Origin of the sequence: Argonema galeatum A003/A1, from assembly GCF_023333595.1 — a bacterium.
Taxonomy (GTDB): domain Bacteria; phylum Cyanobacteriota; class Cyanobacteriia; order Cyanobacteriales; family Aerosakkonemataceae; genus Argonema; species Argonema galeatum.
This window is the reverse complement of record NZ_JAIQZM010000009.1, coordinates 42610-58841: the sequence shown is the minus strand read 5'-3', so window position 1 is coordinate 58841 and position 16232 is coordinate 42610. Positions and strand designations below refer to the sequence as shown.

At 45.8% G+C, this 16232-nt stretch carries 11 protein-coding genes; 7 read left to right on the top strand and 4 right to left on the bottom strand.

Features of this window, described 5'->3' with window-relative positions:
- The first annotated feature begins 24 nt into the window (after positions 1-24).
- Complete coding sequence (gene pyrF / locus LAY41_RS11785; RefSeq protein ID WP_249097845.1) at positions 25-729, top strand: orotidine-5'-phosphate decarboxylase; 705 nt, start codon at positions 25-27, stop codon at positions 727-729.
- On the top strand, positions 719-1330 hold the full coding sequence (locus tag LAY41_RS11780; RefSeq protein ID WP_249097630.1) for a hypothetical protein: 612 nt from the start codon (positions 719-721) through the stop codon (positions 1328-1330). Before pyrF ends, LAY41_RS11780 begins: the two co-directional genes overlap by 11 nt.
- Positions 1331-1398: 68 nt before the next feature.
- On the opposite strand, the gene LAY41_RS11775 is transcribed toward LAY41_RS11780, so the two are convergent.
- Complete coding sequence (locus LAY41_RS11775; protein ID WP_249097628.1) at positions 1399-2418, bottom strand: aldo/keto reductase; 1020 nt, start codon at positions 2416-2418, stop codon at positions 1399-1401.
- Positions 2419-2934: 516 nt separating this feature from the next.
- Positions 2935-4314 (bottom strand): carotenoid oxygenase family protein, encoded by a 1380-nt coding sequence (locus LAY41_RS11770; RefSeq protein ID WP_249097626.1) that lies wholly within the window; start codon positions 4312-4314, stop codon positions 2935-2937.
- Positions 4315-4651: 337 nt separating this feature from the next.
- On the opposite strand from LAY41_RS11770, the gene LAY41_RS11765 reads away from it, so the two are divergent.
- From LAY41_RS11765 to LAY41_RS11745, 5 genes are all read left to right on the top strand, one after another.
- Positions 4652-5716, top strand: coding sequence for an EAL domain-containing protein (locus LAY41_RS11765; RefSeq protein WP_249097623.1), 1065 nt, complete (start codon positions 4652-4654; stop codon positions 5714-5716).
- A gap of 133 nt (positions 5717-5849) precedes the next feature.
- On the top strand, positions 5850-8828 hold the full coding sequence (locus tag LAY41_RS11760) for a response regulator (protein WP_249097621.1): 2979 nt from the start codon (positions 5850-5852) through the stop codon (positions 8826-8828).
- 19 nt (positions 8829-8847) lie between these two features.
- Complete coding sequence (locus LAY41_RS11755) at positions 8848-9228, top strand: response regulator (RefSeq protein ID WP_249097619.1); 381 nt, start codon at positions 8848-8850, stop codon at positions 9226-9228.
- A 40-nt stretch (positions 9229-9268) separates the two neighbouring features.
- Positions 9269-9940 carry a phosphoribosyltransferase gene (locus tag LAY41_RS11750; RefSeq protein WP_249097617.1) on the top strand — a complete coding sequence of 224 codons (672 nt, stop codon included), beginning with the start codon at positions 9269-9271 and terminating at the stop codon, positions 9938-9940.
- A gap of 44 nt (positions 9941-9984) precedes the next feature.
- Positions 9985-10887 (top strand): alpha/beta fold hydrolase, encoded by a 903-nt coding sequence (locus tag LAY41_RS11745; protein WP_249097615.1) that lies wholly within the window; start codon positions 9985-9987, stop codon positions 10885-10887.
- A 187-nt stretch (positions 10888-11074) separates the two neighbouring features.
- Here LAY41_RS11745 and LAY41_RS11740 read toward each other — a convergent pair whose 3' ends face one another.
- Both LAY41_RS11740 and LAY41_RS11735 read right to left on the bottom strand, forming a co-directional pair.
- A complete protein-coding gene (locus tag LAY41_RS11740; RefSeq protein ID WP_249097613.1) occupies positions 11075-13816 on the bottom strand; it encodes a CHAT domain-containing protein in 2742 nt (913 codons plus the stop codon).
- Positions 13806-16178 (bottom strand): two-partner secretion domain-containing protein, encoded by a 2373-nt coding sequence (locus LAY41_RS11735; RefSeq protein WP_249097611.1) that lies wholly within the window; start codon positions 16176-16178, stop codon positions 13806-13808. Before LAY41_RS11735 ends, LAY41_RS11740 begins: the two co-directional genes overlap by 11 nt.
- Positions 16179-16232 lie beyond the last annotated feature (54 nt).

Below are 16232 nucleotides of genomic sequence, written 5' to 3'. Positions count from 1 at the left end.
CCAATCGCCAATCCCCAAACTCCAATGACCGATCGCAAAATTATTGTCCCTCTGGATGTACCAACTGAAGAAGATGCGATCGCACTTATCGAAAAACTTCCGCAAGTAACTTTCTGGAAAGTTGGCTTAGAATTATTTGTCAGCACTGGTTCTGGAATTCTTACAACGCTAAAAGAGCGGCAAAAGCGGATTTTCCTAGACCTCAAATTTCACGATATCCCCAACACCGTCGCCGGTGCTTGCCGTGCTGCGGGTAGGTATGGAGTTGATTTAGTCACCATCCACGCTACCGCCGGTCGTAAGGCACTACAGGCGGCTCAAACTGCTGTACAGGAAGGTGCCGAAGCTGCTGGGTATCCACCACCCAAATTAATAGCCATTACCGTACTCACCAGCCTGAACTCGCGGGATTTAGCTTTTGACCTCAAAATTCCCTTGGAACTGCCAGAATACGCCCTACAGATGGCGCTGCTAGCCAAAGAAGCGGGTTTGGATGGAGGAGTTTGTTCGCCCCAAGAAGCATCGCAATTGCGAGAGGTATGCGGAGATGAATTTCTCCTCGTCTGTCCGGGAGTGCGACCGAAGTGGGCCGAAGCTGGAGATCAAAAGCGAAATCTCACCCCAGCGGAAGCTATTAAAGCTGGCGCTGACTACCTGGTTATCGGTCGCCCCATTACTGCTGCACCCGATCCAGTTGCTGCTTTTGAACGAATTTGCGATGAATTATGAAGAAACTGGGGAGAAAGTCAAAAGATGGAATTTTTTCTTTTTACTTTTCTCTTTTTACTTTTGCCTATTCCCTGTTACTTCAGCTGTAGCAGAAAAGAGAGAGAGATTTTCTTGTCCTGCTGATGTAGAGACTTTAACAACTCTTATGCTGCGCGACTTACCCAGTTATGCCAATAGGGTAACTCAGCGTGCTAGATTGCGATCGCGTGACCGCAGTCTTGATGTGTACGGTTACTTCATTGTGGCAGGCCAAGCCGAATTTTCACCGCTGACCCTTGGCCCTGGCGAATATAACCCAACAACATCGCAGGGGGAAGACAATATTCAACAGGTTTTCTTCACTACTTTACAGCGAAGATACTCAACCACAAAAGCAATTCAAATACAAGATTACCACTGGCTATTTTTGACAAAAACTGCAAGTGGTTGGCGATTGGCGATGATGTTTTCTATGACCGGGCCTTATCCAGCGGGACGACCTCCCACCGCACCGCGAGACAGCAGTTATGGGGTTATCGGTCAGGCGATCGAAATTTGGTTGCGGGACTGCTATGGGGGAGTAGTGCGATCGGATATGGGCGATCGAACCAGTGTACTATAGCAAACGTCTCTATTAATGTTGGGCTACAAATAAAAAGGTGGTAATAAATCAGGATTTCCGATCGGAACTTACCGCCGATATTCATCCCCGCAGTCACCGATTAACTCATACAAATTACGGGACTTACTAGAAACTGCATTAATCTGTTCGTAATCCAGCGCGTCCAGCGTCAAACCAAACACCTTGGCATTTTCTTCCATATTTTCCGATATGCCAAGCCTAGCACCAACGATCGCACCCGCCACAGCTGGCTTGTCCAAAATGTAACGCACAGCTACGTTAGAAATACTGACTCCATATTTATCTGCAATTTGTTTGAGTACATTCAGCAATTCTTGAAATAGGTTCCACCCTCCCCAAGCATCCACCATATTCTTGTATTTCCTCAAGCTAACCGTAGCAAGATCTCCGCCTCGCGGTTCGGGACGACCCCAATATTTCTCCGATAACAAACCGCCGCAAAGTGTCCCGTAAGCAAACAGCTTAATATCGTGCTGTTCGCAAAATTGAATCATATTTACTTCCGGTCGGCGGTCAACCAAAGAAAATTGCACCTGATTCGATACAATCTTTATCCCTGCATCGAAGATAATTTTTAAATGTTCAGTATCAAAATTAGTTAAAGCCAGATGCTTTATTTTTCCTTCCGCCTGGAGTTCCGACATATATTTAAGTGCATCCAGGTAGTTTATATCGCTGTATTCCCACCAGTGAAACTGTAGCAGATCTAAACAATCAACATCCATTCTTTTTAGGGATATATTGATGTTGTCTTCGACCAACTTGCGAGTCATTTTTCCTGGACGAGGCACCCATTTTGTGAAAGCTTGGATGTTCGATAAAGCTTCTTTGCCACGAGTCGCAATTAATTGCCGCCTGAACTCGCCAATAAAATCTTCTGCTGGGCCATAATGGTCTGCTAAGTCCCAAGTGGTGAAGCCTGCATCCACGTAATCAAACATAGTAGAAATGGCGGCTTTCGCGTCGATTCGTCCGTGTGCGCCAGATACCTGCCACATCCCATTTAAGATCCGGCAGATATTCAGATCGGGGGTGAATTGCGATCGGCTTGATGGAGGTAGTTTCATGTTAATTTTTGATTTTTGATTTGTAATTGTTAATGGGTAACTTGTTAGTTGCTGCTAACTACTAACAATTACCAGCTACCGACCTAAAATGGAAGAACCTCACCCCCCTACCCCCCTCTCCGACTTCGGAGAGGGGGGGAAGAAGGGAGAAATACTCTCCTCCCGTTTCCCTGTGGACAAAGAAGAAGGAGAAATATAGCAACCGCCTTGGCGGTTAGGACATTCTGAATTCCTGAAACCCTTGATTATAAACCCTTCTGACCCTAGTCCCTAGACCCTAGTCCCTAGCTATACTTTCCTCCCGTCTCCCTGTGGACAAAGAAGGAGGAGAAATACTTTCCTCCCGTCTCCCTGTGGACAAAGAAGGAGGAGAAATACTCTCCTCCCCCCTCCCTGTGGACAAAGAGGAAGGAGAAATACTCTCCTCCCCCCTCCCTGTGGACAAAGAGGAAGAAGAAATACTTCCTGCCCCCCTCCCTGTGGACGGGGAGGGGCTGGGGGTGGGGTTAAACGCGATTACGCATCAATCCAAATGCCGTGGAATCCGTAAGGAACGCGAGTAGGAATCAGAATCCTGGCAATAGGTTCAGCGGTGATGTCCTTAGCACTTACCACCACTAATTCAGAAGTTTCTTCCACCTCATTGTAGACGAAGGTGAGCAACCAGCCATCATCTTCATTAGTGGCACCAGGTTGAGGAACAAATACTGCCTCACTACCATAGCGTCCTCTGCCAAATTCGTGACTTTGGGAAGTTCCACTAATTAGGTCATATTTAATTAAACCATCAAACAGAGGTATTGAAGTTGGTGCTAGCCGCGAAGTGTAACCGTAGCGAGTTGGGCGTCCCATCAGTTGCTCGTTTACACGAGGAAATTCTGAAGGAATATCATCTATTTGTTCTTCTTTCATCCCACCTGTACTGAGATTAAATCTCCACCGATGCAGACGGGGAATGTCGCTTTGTCCATTTTTGGATGTAGGTGTGGCATCAAGTACGCTGGTGCTTTCCATGCGGCAAGCAATGAGTACGATTTCATCTCCTTCTTCATAGGCGTTGAGTGTGTGAAAAACATAACAAGCTGGCGCTTCAAACCAGCGGATGTTGCTGTTATTGCCGTGACGGGGAAGAATGCCGAAACGACTGGGTGTATCTGATTCAAACATTAATCCCGGTTCGCCTCTTTGCATCCGTTCTAATCGGAATGTTATGGGCAAATCCATAAATATGGTGTAGTTTTCGGTGATGGCAAAATCGTGCATCATCACTCCTACTGGCAAGTCAATCGGCACTGTCTGCAACAGTTTTCCTTCGGCAGAGACTACACTGTATTGCAGATAGGGTGGCTGGGCGACTGAGTAGCCGAAAAACATCATTTCGCCTGTGACGGCATCGATTTTGGGATGGGCGGTGAAGGCGCTTTTTAGCTGGTTTCCGTAGGTGTAAGGGCCGACTGTTTCTAGTGCGGGGACTTCGATCGCGTGGGGTTCTCCGCCTTCCCAAAGTGCTAAGAGGCGATCGCAATGCCACACTAAGGCCGTGTTTGCGGTATTCTTAGATGGGCCATAGGGATTGTCTACCTGGACTGGTTCAAATATGCCTGTCCAGATGGCACTAGAGGCATCGTTTTCAATTTTCCATCCCCGTGTCCGCACGTAGCGGTTGCGATAGGTTGCCCTGCCGTTGCTAATCTGTACCCCATGTAACATTCCATCGCCGTCGAACCAATGGTAGCGGCCTTTTGGGGCAAACTGGGGATTTGGGCCGTTACGGACAAACATCCCGTTTAAGCTGGGTGGTAGTTCGCCTATTACCGGGAGGTCATCTGCTGTGATTTCCGATCGCACCGGGGCAAAGTTCCTCTCCAGATAGGGATTGACTGCTACTGTTGTCATAATCTGAATACGCCTGAAAGTGAATCGCTTACTTTCACTGTTTTAACAAATTGTTACATAGGTAGCGATCTCTTCACAGCTTATAGGGGAAAATGTCGGTGTGAGCGATCGGATCGAGTTGGGTTTACAAGTGTAATTTAGTAGCCGCGACATTCAAAAATGGGGGGATGAGAGATAGGGAGAGAGTTAGTTAATTCAAGGTTACTTAGTATCAAAAGCTCTCATAATCTAACATGACCCAGGATTGCACAAAGTTCCTTCCCGTATTTTTCACTTTTAAGTATTAAGTTTAGTAACAAGAACTTTTGGTTGCGTTTACCCAGAAAAAGTAAGCAATATGACAAATACCAGCACTATTAACAAAATTAGGCACAGGGAAAATTACCAGTTTGACACCTCAATTGCTGGCGAAGCCGATGCCTTTGCCGCCCTGGTGAGTCACGAACTTCGTACACCTCTGACCTCAATTCGGGGTGCATTAAGCCTTTTGCTGAGCGGTAAGCTTGGCACCATAAGCTCTAGGGGTAAGAAACTGCTGGAATTGGCCGTCAAGAACACCGATCGCTTAGTAAGACTGACCGCAGCTATTGAGAGCGATCGAGAGATCCAGGTAAATATTATTAGCGCTGCCGCTATGGCACGCTACCAGCTCGAAAAAGAGCTGCAATTAGCGTTAGAACGCGAACAGTTTCAGCTGCACTACCAACCAATAGTATCGCTGGAAACTAACAAGATTAGTGGGTTCGAGGCACTGGCAAGATGGCAGCATCCTCGTCGGGGATTGGTTTCGCCAGCAGAATTCATCCCACTAGCAGAAAAGACCGGATTGATCGAACCCTTGGGAACTTGGGTACTGGATAAGGCTTGCCGTCAACTGTATTCTTGGCAGCAGGAATTTGCCTGCAACCCAGCCCTAACGATGAGCGTTAATCTTTCCAGTTTACAATTATCGCAACCTAATTTGGTTGAGCAAGTCCAAGAAATTTTGCAGAAAACTAACCTGGCGACTAGCAGCTTAAGGCTGGAAATCACAGAAAGTGCGATTATGGAAAATCAGACAAATGCGATCGCTACCCTACACCAACTCAAAGCGCTAGGAATTCAGTTATATATGGATGACTTTGGGACAGGTTACTCGTCATTGAGCCGTTTGCACGAACTACCTATTGACCTCATGAAAATCGATCGCTCCTTTGTCAGCCAGAAAAAATGGGATATTATCTGGGCAATTATGATATTGGCTTCCAGTCTAGGACTAGAAGTAATTGCCGAAGGCATAGAAACAGCTGAGGAAGTCGCAGAACTTAAGAAACTGGGATGCAAACAAGGGCAGGGATATTTTTACTCCAAGCCAGTAGATTCTCAAGCAGCAGCAGCTTTAATTGCATTGCAGTTGCCATGAGGAGCGCGAGTGAAACACGCAAAACCTAATATCTTAGTCAATCGATCGATTTTTGATTTTTGATTTTTGATTTTTGATTAACCCTACGGATGAATCCGGGGGCGACCAAACCAATGCTTAGGGAGATTTTTATATGAGAATTTTGCTAGTAGAAGATGACGAAGCAATGGCAGCGGTCGTTACAGACTTTCTTATTAAACAACATTACGTTCTCGACATTGCTCACGATGGAGAAGCTGGTTGGGGATTTATAGAAGCTTACACCTATGACCTAATTATGCTTGATGTCATGCTTCCCAAGATGGATGGCATGACTCTGTGTCGTCGCATACGCTCTCATGGGTATCGTATGCCTGTGCTGCTTCTGACTGCCCGTCAAACTAGCACAGATAAAGTGATGGGTTTAGATGTGGGAGCAGATGATTATGTCGTCAAACCCTTTGATTTAAAAGAATTAGTAGCACGCATTCGAGCCTTGCTGCGTCGGGGAAATTCTGCCGTAGCTCCAGTTTTGCAATGGGGAAATTTACACCTTGACCCCAGCACCTGCGAAGTAATTTATGAAGATCGAATTCTGCATCTCAGTCCTAAAGAATATTCTCTACTAGAGCTTTTTTTACGCAACAGTCGTCGTGTATTTAGCCGCAGCGCTATTTTAGAACATCTGTGGTCTTGGGAAGACGCTCCCGCAGAGGATACAGTCAAAGCTCACATTAAAGGTTTGCGGCAAAAATTCAAATTAGTAGGGGTACCAGCCGATTTGATTGAGACAGTTTACGGCATGGGTTATCGTCTCAAACCACTATCTAGCGAAGTACAGGAGCAGAATATTCCCCAGATTCTAGCCGCTGGGTTGCCTAATGAACTGATATTATGGTTACAGAAGCGATTGGCAAAGCCCATCAAAACAATTCCGAACAGCGAAAAAACATTTGATGAACTAGACCGAGGCAACTGGTCATTGCTGCTGATCGACCAGAGTGCGATCGACCAATCTGTAGCCAAGCTGCTAGAGGAAGCTTATGGCCGACTCAAGGAAGGGAAACAGTCAATAATCTATTGTCTGGACAATAACTTAAGCAACAATTTACCAAGAAAGCTTATCGGTCAAATTCTATTTCATCCTTTGGACTGGGAAAAACTAGCTGGCATTGTGGCAGAAAGTATCGGATTGTCTTTACCACCCGCTACGAGTTTGCCAATTTCAAATTCAAAAGCGCAAATTGAAGAGAAAGTACAAGAAATTTCTAATGTTAATTTAGAGATTATTAATAGGCAAGAGAAACCGAGTTTTGTTGGCGAAGCCAAATATCAGAGTGTCGAATCCGAAAAAATTACATTTGACGGGCAAGAGTCAAATATTAGCCATATCAAATTACCAATACTCGAAGGTAAAACCCTTAATAAATCTGCCGAATTAGCGTCTATACAGTCTGCGGTAGCAGGAATATGGGAAAAGTTCAAAGACAAGATTATTAACCGATTTGCTGCTATAGAGCGAGCGAACACAGCTTTACTTGCAGGAACCTTTAACGATGAATTACGGCAGAAAGCAGTAAGTGAAGCTCACAAATTAGCGGGTTCTTTGGGTACTTTTGGTTTCGCTGAAGGCTCATCTCTAGCGCGAAAAATAGAGGAATTATTGCAAATAGGAGATAGGGAATCGAGCATCGGGTATGGTGAAAGTTATCAATTTAGAAGTGATGATTTTAAATTTTCAATTGTAAATTCTCCTAATAGATCTGTGCTATTTTCTGAACTGGTTGCAGCATTGCGCCGGGAACTAGAGACAGCTTCAGCTACAAAACCTTCCGCCTCTTTATCAGCTTCTGCTACACCTCGATTATTAAAGAATAAGCAACCCAAAATATTAATTGTTGAAGATGATAAAGAGCTAGCGGAACAGTTAGTTATGGAAGCTGTTTATTGGGGAATGCAGGCAGAGAGTCTGAGCAATTTGTCTGCTGCCAAAGTTACTATCCAGAACGCCGAGCCAGATTTGGTGCTGCTTGATCTTTCCTCTGGCTCACCTACTGAGGACGGACTAATACTGGTGAGGGAACTGTCGGCGCAAAATCCACCTGTGCCCATTATAGTCCTGACATACCGAGATACTTTTAGCGATCGCATCGAAGTCGCTCGTATGGGCGGGTGCTACTTTTTGCGAAAACCGATCGAACCAGCCCTAGTCATGAAAGCAGTTAGCCAAGTGCTACAACAGGGACACAGCGCTAACTTTAAGGTCATGGCTGTGGATGACGACCCGGAGATCCTAACCACCCTAGAAACTTTATTGCAGCCAGAGGGATTGAAGCTGATTCTCCTCGAAGACTCGCGACGGCTGTGGGAAGTACTCGAAGCCACAGCACCGGATTTTCTGGTTCTAGATATAGATATGCCTCATGTGAATGGTATTGAACTGTGTAAAGTCATACGTAACGACCCAAAGTGGAACTATTTGCCGGTGCTTTTCCTTTCTAGCCACACGGATGCCGAAACTATACAGCGGGTGTTTGGTGTGGGGGCTGATGACTACGTACAGAAGCCAATTGCGGGGCCAGAACTGGTCACTCGCATTTTCAACCGCTTGCAGCGAGTACGGGTGCTGCGAAATATTTCTGAAACCGACATTTTGACTGGAGTAGTCAATCGGCACAAGTCAATGCAAGATTTGGAACGGTTTATGCGTATGTCTACCCGTTATAAGCAACCCTTGTGCTTTGCTGTATTGGATTTTGACTATTTTCAGCGAGTCAACGAAGAATATGGCGATGGTGTTGGGGACGTGGTGTTGCACGAATTTGGGAAACTTCTGTTACAAGGTTTCCGCACTGAAGATGTGGTGGCACGTTGGGGTGGTGACGAGTTTGCGATCGGGATGTATGGTATTACTAAACCAGCTGCCGCGAAACGGTTGGAGGAGTTACTAGATTCCCTGGGCAAAGTAAAGTTCGATCGACCTGAAGGCACAGAGATTGAAGTAACTTTTAGTGCTGGTGTGGTTCAGTATCCCGATGATGGTGCTGATTTACAATCTCTATATCACAATGCTCGTAAAGCACTCGATCGAGCTAAGGCAGCTGGAGGCGATCGCATAATCTGCTTTGATTAATCTAAAATCTAAAATCGACATGAGACCAAAGCGAATTTTAGTTATTGATGATGAAGAAGATATCCGGGAAATAGCGCAATTTTCCCTCGAAACTATGGGAGGCTGGGAGGTAATAACGGCTGCTGGAGGCAGCGAAGGCTTGGCTTTAGCCTTAACCCAAGCGCCTGACGTTATTCTCCTAGATGTAATGATGCCTGATATGGATGGTCCGACGCTCTTTGAAAAGCTACAGGCGAATATAGCCACCCAGCACATCCCCGTGATTTTATTGACGGCTAAGGTGCAGGCAGCCGAACAGCGCAGATTTGTACAGTTGGGGGTGAAGGCTGTGATTGCTAAACCTTTCGATCCGATGACGCTGGCAACTCAGTTAGCAAAGGCCCTAAACTGGAGCCTATGAACTACCGAGGCAATAGCGCTACAATTTGCTGGAAAAAGCTATGTCACCTTATGTACTATTTAAAGACCGCAACAGTGCCGGTGAGCAGCTAGCCCAAGCGATTGAAGACCAAATGAACCTGATTAGGGCTCAGGGAGTTTTGGCAAAGCCGATCGTCTATGCGCTGCCTCGCGGCGGCTTGCCGGTTGCTGTACCAGTAGCTCTTAAGTTGGGTTGCCCTTTGGATATTGTCGTGGCAAAAAAGATCGCTCAGCCAGAAGATCCGGAACTAGCCATCGGTGCTGTAACGGCGGATGGGCAGGCTATTTGGTCAAATCGATTGCCATTACCGCAAGATCATCCGAAATTACAGGAAGCTCTTCGTCAAGCCCAAGAAAAAGCTCAAGATCAATTCGATCGCTTAGCTCCTAATTGTCCTCAGATTAGCCCAGAAGGTGCGATCGCGATTTTGATTGATGATGGCATTGCCACAGGGATGACTATAGCTGTGGCGGTTTCTGCCCTACAACTTCAAAAACCGGCACAGGTTTGGATCGGGACGCCCGTGGCCCCTCTGGGATTGAGCAAATCTTTAGAGCAGATGTGCGATCGCGTTATTGTGCTAGCAACGCCTCATCAATTCTTCAGCGTCAGTCGCTTTTACGGGGAATTTTCCCAAGTTGAGATCGAAGTTGCTTCTACCTTGCTACAGCAGGCAAACCAGCTACCTTAAAGTCACTCATTCAAAAGTCACTCATTCAAAAGTCAAGAGAAAAAATGTCGGGAATCCTCATCTCCTCAACAACTTCTATTCCAGGTTCCTACTGGCAGTGGCGGGAACAATCAATTTACTATGTGCGTGCCGGACAGGGACACCCGCAACGTCCGCCACTGCTATTGATTCATGGATTTGGTGCTTCTACAGACCACTGGCGCAAAAATATCGCTGAATTGAGTCAGGATTTTGAAGTTTGGGCGATCGATCTGCTGGGATTTGGCCGATCGGCTAAACCAAACTGGCAATATAGCGGCGATTTGTGGCGCGACCAACTGAATGATTTTATCACCCAAGTTATCGATAAACCAGCAGTTTTGGCGGGAAACTCCTTGGGAGGCTATGCAGGTTTGTGTGTAGCAGCACAGCGTCCCCAGTCTGCGGCAGGATTGATTTTAATTAACAGTGCTGGCCCTTTTACCGAAATTGAACCTCAACCGCAACCCGATCCTGTCAGAAAGATTTGGGGTGAGATAATACTTGGAATTCTCCGGCAACCTTGGGCTAATTATCTGTTATTTCAATATGTGCGTCAACGATCGGTCATCCGTAAAACATTAGAAAAAGTTTATCTCGACAAAAGTGCTGTTACGGATCAATTAGTAGAAGATATTTATCGTCCTTCTTGCGATCCAGATGCCCCACAAGTTTTTGCCTCTGTATTTAGTACACCCCAAGGCGAAAAAGTTGACGTTCTCTTGAAAGAATTACCTCGTCCGCTGTTACTAATTTGGGGAGAAGCAGATCCCTGGATGAACGCTAAAGAACGGGGAGCAAAGTTTCGACAATATTATCCGCAACTGACAGAACATTATCTGCAAGCTGGGCATTGTCCTCATGACGAAGTACCGGAACAAGTGAATAGATCGATCGCTGAATGGGTGTTAGCTAATTGCCATTTATGAAAGCTGAAGAACTAGAGCGGAAGTTTGATGATGGGGAAGATGTTTTGGAGTATTTCGATCTTTCCACGTTGAATCGTCCTGGACTGGAAATCAAACTAATTGCAAATTGAAAATTTCAGATGGCAAATTGAGAATTAAAATATTACTTTCAATCTGCCCTCTGAAATCTGAAATCTGAAATTTTAAATCAGCGCCAATTTCCCACCAAAACGTAGGGAGCCCAAAAATAGGGAAATTTGTAACGATTCTCCTTCAAAAGAGTTAACTGAGCGCTTCTAAGCGCCTCTGCTTTGCTAACTCCCTGTTTGGTTAATTCGCGATATAATTCAGTCATCAAAACGGCTGTCGAGCGATCGCTGACTTTCCACAAAGTTGCTACAGTGCTGCGTGCGCCCGCTCTCACCGCTACTCCAGCTAATCCCAAAGCAGCTCGACTGTCTCCTTCTGCTGTTTCGCAAGCACTAAAAACAAGTAATTCAATAGGATGCGATTCCTTTTGTTCTCTCCTACGCAATAAATTATCTAACTCTTTCACATTAATCTTATCATTCCAGGTAAGAATAAACGTTTTCTCTGCTTGGGAACTAAATTGTCCGTGGGAGGCGATATGCACTATGGGGAAAGGAGTTGAATTAATAGCCCGTTGCAGGTTAGTGACCGTAAATTCCCCATCTAAAAGTATCTGACTGTTTACCTGCTTCTGGATTTCTTGTAATTCCGGCTTTACGTTAGGGAGAGAGGAAAAACCTTGACGCGCTTCCGATAATCCCGCTGTCAGTACCCTAAGCTGTCCTTGTCTTAGCGGTTGAGGCGCGAGTAACTGTAGTCCTGGAGTTAGGGCTATGCTATATTTTTCGATTAAATACTGCTGTCCGTCGTGCAGAGCAGCCATCGGAATATTCCGCAATAAACCATCCAGTACAAATACTAAAGTTTGCACTTTTTCTTTTTCTAATGCTGCTTCGGCGGGTCCAATAATCCAGTCGTATACTTGTTGGGAAAGGCGCAATACTTGTTGATTGTTGGCGGCGAGTCGTCCGATATCTTGTTGCAATTCATCGAGCAGGGTTTCAATTTCGCTCTGGGGTTTAACTGTGGCGTAGTAGCGCAGCCCAGATTGGGGTAATGCTAAGATGACTGCTAGTTTATCTTTCAAAATGATAGGATAGATTACTGCGGCGGTGGTGTCAATTTTGTCGATTTGTACGGGTTTGGCATTCAAGCAAGCTTCTTGGAAGAAGTTATCTAATTCGGCTAGTTGGAGTGATTCGATCGCATACCGCGCTTGCCGTAAATTTTCTTGACTCGGTTCTGCTTCTGTGGTAACTAATAAATCGACAAATTCGCGATAGACTGGTTCTACACTATCCCGAAACGAAAACTGGACATCTGGATTGTCGGGATTGATGGCAACTAAGTCGCTACGCAGAGATTTGAGAGTTTCAACTGCTACCTTATAAGCGGATATCGCTTGCTTTTTATCCCCCTGCTCTTTCAGCAATCTTCCTAATTGCCATTGCCATCGATAAGCAATATCCGAAGCATTAATTGCTTGAGCTAAAACCAGGGCTTGCTGTGTTATAGCTAGGCTATCTTTTGATTGTCCTGTCAATTCGTATAATTCTCCCAAATTGCCAAGAGCGTAAGATTCAGCCCGAAGATCTTTTAAGTTTCTTGCTTCTTGAATTGCTGTAGCTAATAATTGTGCAGAATCCCGATCGACACTCGGTAAATCCTCTTTGCGTCCCCCATTCCCAGTCTCCAGTCTCGTTAAACTATGAGCTAAGTTAATTCTCGCATAAACTGCTCTGCGACTGGCGGGTAATTCATTAAGATCGATCGCCTTCCGCAACGCTTCCGCTTCTGCAAATTGTTGTGTATCTACTAGCAAGCTAAGCTGATTCAGTTGTGCTTCCACTCGCCTAATTGGTAACGAGATTTTAGTAGCTTCTAGATAAGCTTTGAGGGCAGCTTCTATTTCAGTTTTCGCTGTTGATTTATCTGCTAATTCTTCTGCTCTTTTTGCTAGAGAGCGGGCAGTATTTCCTAAACTGAAATAAGCAGCACTGATGGCTGGTGTCGAGCCTAACTCTTGGGCTATACTTAAACTCTGTTGCAATAACTTGCGTGATTTCTCCAAATCGCCGATCGCTCTCAAAGCATTACCGAGACTCCGCAATCCTGTTGCTTTAATTAAAGATTTTGGTTGATTTTGCAGAGATATTTCTATTTCTTCTAAACTTTTATTAGCGCGGCGATAAAGTCCCAAAGCTTGCATCGCTTGGGCAGAGTTGATTTGACTGCCGATCGCGCCTTCTGTGTCGCCAATTTGAGAGTATTTGGCAGCCGCTTGCGTCCAAGTTGTTAAAGCGTCTTCGGATTGTCCCAAAGCTAATTGCAGATGACCTTTTGTATTTAAAGTTTGTGCTAAAATTGATAAGCTATCTCTTGAAGAGCCGCTGTTTTTTAGGAGAGATAAACCGGAAGCGATCGCATCAGTTGCTTCTTGCCATTTGCCAAGTTGTTGATAAGCTAAAGACAAATAGCTCAGAGCCAAAGCTTCATTAAGTTTATCTCCAGCACCTTTGAACGCAGAAGCAGCTTTTTGCCAAACTTCTGCGGCTTGGGAAAATTGTTCAGCTTGGAAAAATTTCCTACCTTGTTGGAGTAATTGTTGGGGATTGGGGATTGGGGATTGGTAATTGGTAATTGGTAATTGTTTGTTCCCATTACCGATGACCGATTCCCCATTACCCATTGCTAGTGAAACACTGGCACTGAAAAAAGCCGCTAACAGTGCAAGTGTAATTCTGTTTAGCCATTTTATAGCTAGCTGTAGATTACAGGATAGAAATAAACGAGCAAGCGACTTTATTTTCATTTCCCTACGGGTGATTTGGTTAGCGACAGATGTCAGTTTAAGGCGCATGGCATTGTTGTTGAGCTAATCCAGAACTTTGAGGTATTGCTATTGGCACTTGTGCAATTAATATCACTTCGCCATTTGCGCTGCGAGTCCATCCTTGCGCTTCCACAATTTGGGAATTGGCTAGAGGTAATTGGGTAATCTTCCTCTCTCTCCGCCCTCTCCCTCTCCCTCTCCCTTCTCCCTCTCCCTCTAATAATCTCGGTCTTAAATCTATCCAAGTAGCTTCATCATTAATAGCCTCATTTGGATTGGGCGGCAAACCTCCTCTACCAGTTACAATGAATTGACTTTGAATAGCGCCAGTGCGACAGCTAGAAGCAACTAACCTGGTAGCATCAACGAGATTGTCTGGTAAAATAATTAATCCCGAACTGGGGTCAACATCGGGGGTGTTGACTGCTACAGTACCTTCCAATTGCGGCCCACCCTGTTGAGAAATGGCGGTAATGTCGCTACTTTCCAATAAGCTGGGATCTACAGCATTGCCGTCTGCGGTGTTGAGGAGAAGCTGTAGTTCTTGCCTTGTGCGTGGTGCAGCACCAAAAACAGCTTGAGCGTTAATCGTAATTTCACCCCCTCTACCTTCTTGGGCGTTAGCGGTGATGTCGCTGTTTTCCAGGGCGGCTAATATGTCCGTGTTGAGGTTGATATTGCCACCGCCGATATCTTTGCTTCCGGTAGCGTTGGTGGATATGTTGCTGTTTTGACGTAAGATTAAAGAGCTAGAACGCAAATTGATATTGCCTTCACCCCCTACAGTATTAGAGCTAATTGTCGATCGATTGTCCAGACTGATGGAGTCAGCATCAACTACTATGTCACCTGCAGCGCCATTTCCTCCACTGCTGGTACTCAGTAAAGCGCCATTGGTAACGCTAAGCGACTTAGTGGTGATGCTGAGCCCACCTCCATTTCCCACTGCACTTTTTCCCACCTGGCTACCGGCGGCGCTGGGAAATCCTGCCTTCCCCATACCATCAAAAGAGACCGTATCGCTAGCGATAATCGTGACGCTACCCCCTTTCCCTCGCCCCAACGTGCTGGCATTCAGTTGAGCGCCATTAGTAACGCTCAAGGACTTGGCGGTAATGCTGACGCCTCCCGCATCCCCCACGGCATTCGGTGTCACCACGCTTCCGGCTGCACTGGGGATAGGGAATCCATTTTTCCGTGCACCATCAAAAGAAACCGTATCGCTAGCGATAATCGTGACGCTACCCGCTTTCCCTTGCCCCAATGTACTGGCATTCAGTTGAGCGCCATTAGTAACGCTTAGGGACTTAGCGGTAATGCTGATGTTGCCGCTATTTCCAACTGCATTAGGCTTGACGTTATTTTCAATTAGGCTCGATGCGGTTGTTATGGCTTCCGTGGCACTAAGCGCGATATCTCCCGCCATCGACTCAAGTGTATCCTGTCCCGTTGCTATCCCAGCACTCAGGAGACTGTCTCCCGAAATATTTATATTCCTTCCGGTAATGGCAATGCTAGCCCCACCATTCCCAAGTACATTAATTCCCGCTTTGTTAATCAGCGATACATCTGCACGCGCCACGCCTTCAGGGAAACTCAGGCTACCATCGGCATTGAGTCCTACTGTTCCTTCTCCTGCTATTCCCCCTAACTCTACGCGACCGCCTGGTGCTTGTATTATCCCACCATCAATGATGATATTGCCGCCTACGAGTGTTAACGTTTTTCCTCTTAGAACTTCTAGGGGATTCAAAGAACGATCGAAACTTTTTTCTACACCATCCAAACCAAATTCCTGACCGTTCCCCCGCACGCGAATTTCTCCGGTATTCGCTCCATACTGCAAACCAATTGGTATATTAATACTCAGCAGGGGCGCAGCTTGAGGATTGGTGACACTAAATTCTACTCCATCGGCAAACCTGATGCTATTCGCCGTACTCCCTAAAAACGAGCCGCCAATATTCAACTTTGCATTAGAGCCAAAAATAATCCCATTCGGATTAATTAAAAATAAGTTAGCGGTGCCGTTTGCTCGAATCAATCCATCTATATTAGATATCGAACTACCCGTCACGCGACTGAAAATATTTTGAATATCTACAGCGTTATTGAAAAAAGCCTCACCGCCAGTAGGGATGGAAAACTCGCGAAAGCTATGGAAAAGGTTATTCCCGGCTCGATTCCCCTCATTTATCGTAAAGTTAAGATTATCTGGGGTTGTGACGTTGGTGGATAAAGTGCTGTCGGGGGCTATTTGCGATCGCGCCTCTCCACCCCATCCCAGATAAAACAGCGCTAAACTACTTGCCACCCAAAACTTGACGCTGACTTTAGGACGCAACACTCCTTGAAGAAATAACTGCACGTTGAGCGATCGCTGTTGCATAGATAAACCACGAATGACCCCGCGATTATATCTCGATCGGGCGAAACATTCAAT